The organism is Micromonospora sp. AMSO1212t (genome assembly GCF_008868145.1).
GTDB classification, from domain to species: Bacteria; Actinomycetota; Actinomycetes; order Mycobacteriales; family Micromonosporaceae; genus Micromonospora; species Micromonospora tulbaghiae.
Genome location: NZ_WBKS01000205.1, coordinates 1 through 6,492, shown reverse-complemented (window position 1 = coordinate 6,492; position 6,492 = coordinate 1). Strand labels below are relative to the sequence as shown.

The window sequence follows — 6,492 nt, the reverse complement described above, 5'->3', positions numbered from 1 at the left end:
TATCCGGCCTGCTGGGGGTATCCGCCCGGCCGGGAGTGCGCGGCGGGTGGCGGGTAGCCGCCGGGTGGGCCGTAGCCGGGCGGCGGGGCGGCGGCGTGACCGGCGGGTACCGGCGGGCCCTGCCCACCGCCGTCCATCCGGTCCAGTGCCTCGTCCGGGATCGAACCGGCCCGGGCCAGTTCGCGCCGGTGACGGCGGCGATTCCAGATCAGGAACGCCACGAGCGCCAGCAGCACCACGAGCGCCACCGCGATGCCGATGCCGATCACCATGACCTGCTGGTCGCTGGGGCCACCCCGGTCGCCGTACTTGGTCACGTCGAAGTTGTCGTCCTCGGCGGCGGCCGGCGGCGCCGAGGCGCTCGGCGCGGCGGCCCCGAGAAGCGGGTTCGCCGACACCGACGGCACGTCGGCGCTCAGCGCCGCCACCGGGTCGATCCGGCCGAAGCCGAACCGCGGGTCGCGGCCGGGCGGGCCGGCGTCCCGGGCGGTACGGATCATCCGGTTGATCACGTCGGACGCGGAGAGCTTCGGGTACTTCGACCGGATCAGCGCCGCGACGCCGGACACGATGGCGGCGGCGTCGGAGGTGCCGTCCCCCCAGCCGTAGCCCCGGTCCGGGCCGATGTTGTAGACCTCGTCGCCGGGCGCGGCGATCACCGCTTCCGGCCCCTGGGCCGAGCCGGACCAGAAGCCCCCGCCCCGGACCGTGCCGGTCACCGCGATCACGCCGGGGATCTTGGCGGGTGAGACGACGTCCGGGCCGACCGAGCGGACGTTGCCGGCGGCGGCGACCACGACCACGTCGCGCTCCAGCGCGTACCGGATCGCGGCCGCCTCGCTCTCGTCCACGGCTCCGGCACCGCCGTACGACAGGTTGAGTACCTTCGCCCCGCCGTCGACGGCCATCCGGATGCCGGTCGCGGAGTCGTCCTTGGTGGCCGCCGCGCCGACGGGCTTGCGGACGGGCAGGATCCGGGCGTCGGGCGCGATGCCGACCACCCCGGTGCCGTTGGCCGCGATGATCCCGGCCATGTGGGTGCCGTGGCCGTCCGGGTCGCGCCGGCCGTCGCCGGAGTCGCGGGTGCTCCCACCGGCCAGGACCTGGCCCCGCATGTCGGGGTGCCCGGCGTCGACGCCGGTGTCCAGTACGCCGACGACGACGCCCCGCCCGGTGGAGATCTGATGCGCCCGGTCGATCCGCAGCTCGTCCAGATACCACTGCTCGGCGCGGCGCGGAGCGGCGACCGCCGGCTGGGCGGCCCCCAGCAGCATCAGTCCGGCAAGCAGACCGGCCGCCACCGGCCGGAGCGCGCCGACGTGCACCTTCATCCGTCCGTCCTCATCGCAGGATGCCCGGGGACGCACCGTCACCGGTGCCCCACGGATCGTCGTCCTCAGTCAACCATGACGAGTGCTCCGCAGCGCCGCCGCCGTGCCCGGCGCCGCCGTGACCACCCATCATTCCGCCACCCATCATCCCGGCGCCGGCCATCCCGCCGCGCATGCCGCCCGCACCGCCCGGTCCCGCCGCGGACGCGGCCTTCAGCGCGCTGGCCGCGCTGGTCAGTGGCGGAACCTTGCCGTTACCGCCGCCGACCATGCCGGGCAGGCCGCCCATGGCCATGCCGCCGGCCGCACCGATCCCGCCACCGCCGATCCCGCCGGCCGAGCCCAGGCCGGCACCACCGCCGCCGAAGCCGCCGCCACCGGCGCTCAGTCCGCCCGCGCCACCGCCACCGCCCAGACCGAGCGTGCCCGGTCCACCCGCGGTGATCGTGCCGGGCCCGCCCGCGCCGGCCAGACCGCTGCCGTACTCCGGGCTGCCCGAGCCGGGCGCGCCGCCGAGCTCGGGGATCCCCCCGGTGCCCGGCGGGGTGTAGGAGCCGCCGCCGGGGATGCCGCCGCCGGGCACGCCGGTGCCCGGCGGCGTGAACGAACTGCCACCGGGCGTGCCGCCACCGGGGATGCCGGTGCTGCCCAGGGACGGCATCGGGCCGCCGCCGGGCATGCCGCCGCCGGGGGCGCCGCCACCCGGCAGGCCGCCGCCGGGCACACCCGACGGGGGAACCCGCGGGTCGCCGCGGTAGCCGTCACCCAGGTCACTGTCGGTGGGGCGGGGTACGACCAGCTTGGGGCGCTCGGCCTCGACCGCGGCCGGCAACGGCGACATCGCCTTGTTGGCCGCCTGCTGGTTGTCGCGGTACCAGTTGTCCAGGTGCGACTTGGTGTCCCACCAGCCGCCCCGCTTCTGGTCGCTGGCGTTGCCGTCGATCTTCATGGTGGCTTCGAGGTCGTCGGCCTTGTCGCGGAACGCGCCGTCGGCGTAGAGCGCCTGATTGGCCTGGTAGTCACCGCGCAGGGCGGCGAGGAAGCCGGACTGGCTCTCGCCGTCGCGGGCGTCGTCCAGCTCGGTGCCGCCGGGCAGGCTCCACTCGTTCCAGCCGAAGTTGTCCATCAGCGGGATCGGGATGCTCGCCACCGCCGTACGGATGTCACCCTCGATCCGCGTCAGCGCGCCACTGACGTTGCTGGCGTGCGTGATGAGTTCCTCGATCTCCTTGCCGATGTCGCCGAGGTGCTCGCGGTACGCGTCGCCGCCGCTGCCCTTCCAGCCGGCGAGCATCCCGGGGAGGCCGCCGGTGTGCGGGCGCTCCTGCCCGGCCGCGATCGGGCCGACGAACGAGCGACCGACGAGCGAGTCGCGCAGGTGGCCGAGCGCGGTGGAGAGGTTCTTCCAGCCCGCGCCGACCGATCCGACGGTTTCCGGGTCCGCCGAGAGCGTCACCTCACGGACGCAACGCTCCCAGGTGCCTCCTGCCATGACCGTCTCCCCCTCAGGCCGTGTACGGGTAGGTGGGCTGCTGCCCGGCGTCCGGCGGCGGGGCCGCGGACTCCAGCAGCCGCTCGATGTCCTTGCCGTTGGCCGCGTTGCGGGCCTCGGCGTCGCGGAACGCCTTGGCGATGTCCTGTGTGCCCTGCTTCAGGCCGGCCAGCTTCATGGAGATGGCCTTGAGGTGGGCTTCCATGCTGGCCGTGGACGTGGTCAGCGCCTGCCACTGCATCCGGGCGTCCTCGTACGCGCCGAACGGGGTGCCGTTGGGCACCGTCTGCGCGTTGCCGCTGTCGCCCTTCATCCGCTCCTTGATGCGTTCCATCTCCCAGCCGATGGTGTCGTCGACGTACTGCTTGAGACGCTCGACGTACTCCGCTGCGGCGTCCAGGTCCTCGACGCTGACGTGCAGATCGCCGGTGTCCGGCGGATTGATGCCCATCCTGACTGTCCTCCCCGCTGCCGGCCCCGGCCGGTCCACTACGGACGCAGCGTATCGAGGAAGGACCAGTCGGGGCACCCCCGCCCCACGTATCGCGACGGTCACCGGGAAAAGACGACGGAGCGCGGGAACCCGGTCGGGTTCCCGCGCTCCGGTGCGTGCCGGTGGCCTCAGCCCTGCGCGGCGGCGGGCAGCTTCAGGCCGTTGACCGGCGTGAGCGGCAGCAGCTTGCGGCCGGTCGGGCCGATCTGGATCTCGGTGTCCATGGACGGGCACACGCCGCAGTCGAAGCAGGGCGTCCAGCGGCAGTCGTCCTGCTCGTACTGCGACAGCGAGTCCTGCCAGTCCTGCCAGAGCCAGTCCTTGTCCAGGCCGGAGTCGAGGTGGTCCCAGGGCAGGACCTCCAGCTCCTCACGCTCGCGGGTGGTGTACCAGTCGAGGTCCACGCCGTACGCCGGCAGCACCTCGGTGGCGGCGTCCACCCACCGCTGGTACGAGAAGTGCTCGCTCCAGCCGTCGAACCGGCCGCCGTTCTCCCAGACCCTGCGGATCACCGCGCCGACCCGGCGGTCGCCCCGGGACAGCAGGCCCTCGATCAGCGACGGCTCGCCGTCGTGGTAGCGGAAGCCGATCGCCCGGCCCAGCGAGCGGTCGCTGTTGATCGCCTGCTTGAGCAGCTTGAGCCGGCCGTCGATGACCTCCGGCCGCTCCATCGAGGCCCACTGGAACGGGGTGTGCGGCTTGGGCACGAACCCGCCGATGGAGACGGTGCAGCGGATGTCCTTGGATCCGGTGGCCGCGCGGCCGGCCCGGATCACCTCGTGCGCCATGTCGGCGATCTCCAGGACGTCCTCGTCGGTCTCGGTGGGCAGGCCGCACATGAAGTAGAGCTTCACCTGCCGCCAGCCGTTGGAGTACGCGGTGACCACCGTACGGATGAGGTCTTCCTTCGACACCATCTTGTTGATCACCTTACGGATCCGCTCCGACCCGCCCTCGGGGGCGAAGGTCAGACCGGTCCGGCGCCCGTTGCGGGACAGCTCCTGGGCCAGGTCGATGTTGAACGCGTCCACGCGGGTCGACGGCAGCGACAGCGAGACGTTGGTGCCCGCGTACTGCTCGGCCAGGCCGGAGCACATGTCGCCGATCTCGGAGTGGTCGGCCGACGACAGCGACAGCAGGCCGACCTCGTGGAAGCCGGAGAACTCCAGCCCCTGCTGCACCATCTGGCCGACGGTGGTGATCGAGCGCTCCCGCACCGGGCGGGTGATCATGCCGGCCTGGCAGAACCGGCAGCCCCGGGTGCAGCCCCGGAAGATCTCCACCGCGTACCGCTCGTGCACCGTCTCGGCGAGCGGGACCAGGGGCTTCTTCGGGTACGGCCAGGCGTCCAGGTCCATCGTCGTGCGCTTGTGCACCCGGAACGGCACGTCCGGGCGGTTCGGCACGACCCGCTGGATCCGGCCGTCGGGCAGGTAGTCGACGTCGTAGAAGCGCGGCACGTAGACGCTCTCGGTGCGGGCCAGCCGCAGCAGCAGCTCGTCCCGGCCGCCCGGGGAGCCTTCCGCCTTCCACTCCCGGACGATGGCGGTGATCTCCAGCACCGCCTCCTCGCCGTCGCCGAGCACCGCGGCGTCGACGAAGTCGGCGATCGGCTCCGGGTTGAACGCGGCGTGCCCGCCGGCCACGATCACCGGGTCGGCGTCGGTGCGGTCGGCGGCGAGCAGCGGGATGCCGGCCAGGTCGATTGCGGTGAGCAGGTTGGTGTAGCCCAGCTCGGTGGAGAACGAGACGCCGAACACGTCGAAGTCACGCACCGGGCGGTGGGCGTCGACGGTGAACTGCGGCACGCCGTGGGCGCGCATCAGCTTCTCCAGGTCGGGCCAGACCGCGTACGTCCGCTCGGCCAGCACGTCGGGCAGCTCGTTGAGCACCTCGTAGAGGATCTGGACGCCCTGATTGGGCAGGCCCACCTCGTACGCGTCCGGATACATCAGCGCCCACCGGACCGTCGCGGCGTCCCAGTCCTTGACCACCGCGCCGAGTTCTCCACCCACGTACTGGATGGGCTTTGTCACCTGCGGCAGCAGCGGCTCCAGCCGGGGCCAGACCGAGTTGGCGGCGGCGGGACGCGGGGTAGTGGACGGGGCACTCATGATGCCCAAGCGTACGCGGTGTCCCCGCCCTCTCCCGCGCCCGCGCCCGGGTCCGCCGCGTTGATCAAGGAGTTTGCGGGCTGCCCCGCTCTCCCACCGGACACGAACTCCTTGATCACCAAGGTGGGGGCCGGGCACCGGGCGGAATTCGTCCTGGGTGGCGGGGCAGTACTAACCTCGCAACGGGCGCGAGAGGAGATAGCCGCGATGCCGCAGCCGCAGCCGGGGGCGGACCGGCCGGCCGACGGGGCCGAGATGCCGTCCGTCACCGAGCCGGCGACCGCCGTCGACACCGAGGACGCCACCGGCGCCTCGGCTCCGGCGTCCCCGTCCACCGGGCCGGAGGCCGCCGACGACCGGACCTCCGCCGACGTCTCGGCCGAGCAGCCGTCCGGCGACGAGGCACCCGTCTCCGCGCCCGACGTCCCGGCCACGCCAGGCCCGGCGGCCTCGGCCCCCGGCCCGCAGGCGGCACCGGCACCCGACGAGCAGTCGGAGCAGGACGAACCGGCACGGCAGGACGAACCGGCCGAGCAGGCAGGCGAGCCGGCAGACCCGGCCGACACCGCCGCGCTCGACGACGGAAGCCCGCACTCACCGGCTGGCGACGCCGACCCCCGCACCGGCGACGCCGGAACGCCGGCCGACGCGCCCACCGACAGCGAGGCCCCGACCGCCGACGCCGGAACACCTGCCGGCATCGACGCCACCCCGCCCGCACCGGTGACCCGGGCGCGGGGATCCGCGGCGGTTCCCGGTCGCACCACGCCCGTCCCCACTCCGCGTACCGGGCGCCGGCCTGATCCGACCCGCATCGATCTCGCGCCGCAGCCGGCCCAGGCCACGACCACCCCCGATCCCACCCGGGTCGAGAAAACCCCGGATCCCACCCGGATGGAGAGCACACCGGATCCGACCCGGGTCGAGGCGTCCGCGCCTCGCTGGAGCGGTTCCGCCGCCGTCCCGCCACCGCCGCCGCGCCGGCCTGCCTGGGGCGAGTCCGCCGAGCCCACGCCGGTGCCGCCGCACGCGTCGCCGGAACACGCCACACCCGTCGACCCG

General features: G+C 73.8%; 4 protein-coding genes and 1 pseudogene. 1 reads left to right on the top strand and 4 read right to left on the bottom strand.

The window, feature by feature from the left end:
- The 4 genes from mycP to F8279_RS28750 form a co-directional block, all read right to left on the bottom strand.
- A partial coding sequence (mycP, locus tag F8279_RS28765; protein WP_151501613.1) for a type VII secretion-associated serine protease mycosin occupies window positions 1-1,331 on the bottom strand: 1,331 nt, incomplete at its 3' end.
- Between the two features lie 10 nt (window positions 1,332-1,341).
- Entirely contained in the window at window positions 1,342-2,823 is a 1,482-nt protein-coding gene (locus F8279_RS28760; protein ID WP_151501612.1) for a hypothetical protein, read from the bottom strand.
- A gap of 13 nt (window positions 2,824-2,836) precedes the next feature.
- Window positions 2,837-3,274 (bottom strand): hypothetical protein, encoded by a 438-nt coding sequence (locus tag F8279_RS28755; RefSeq protein ID WP_091421868.1) that lies wholly within the window; start codon window positions 3,272-3,274, stop codon window positions 2,837-2,839.
- Window positions 3,275-3,444: 170 nt separating this feature from the next.
- The gene (locus F8279_RS28750; protein WP_091421870.1) at window positions 3,445-5,430 is read right to left on the bottom strand and encodes a TIGR03960 family B12-binding radical SAM protein; all 1,986 of its coding nucleotides are present in this window, start codon (window positions 5,428-5,430) and stop codon (window positions 3,445-3,447) included.
- Between the two features lie 207 nt (window positions 5,431-5,637).
- On the opposite strand from F8279_RS28750, the pseudogene F8279_RS28745 reads away from it, so the two are divergent.
- A pseudogene (locus F8279_RS28745) lies at window positions 5,638-6,492 on the top strand (hypothetical protein); the annotation flags it as partial.

Coding starts and splice junctions, on each gene's coding strand:
- F8279_RS28755 (WP_091421868.1), bottom strand. CDS start 3,274: ATGGGCATCAATCCGCCGGACACCGGCGATCTGCACGTCAGCGTCGAG.
- F8279_RS28750 (WP_091421870.1), bottom strand. CDS start 5,430: ATGAGTGCCCCGTCCACTACCCCGCGTCCCGCCGCCGCCAACTCGGTC.
- F8279_RS28760 (WP_151501612.1), bottom strand. CDS start 2,823: ATGGCAGGAGGCACCTGGGAGCGTTGCGTCCGTGAGGTGACGCTCTCG.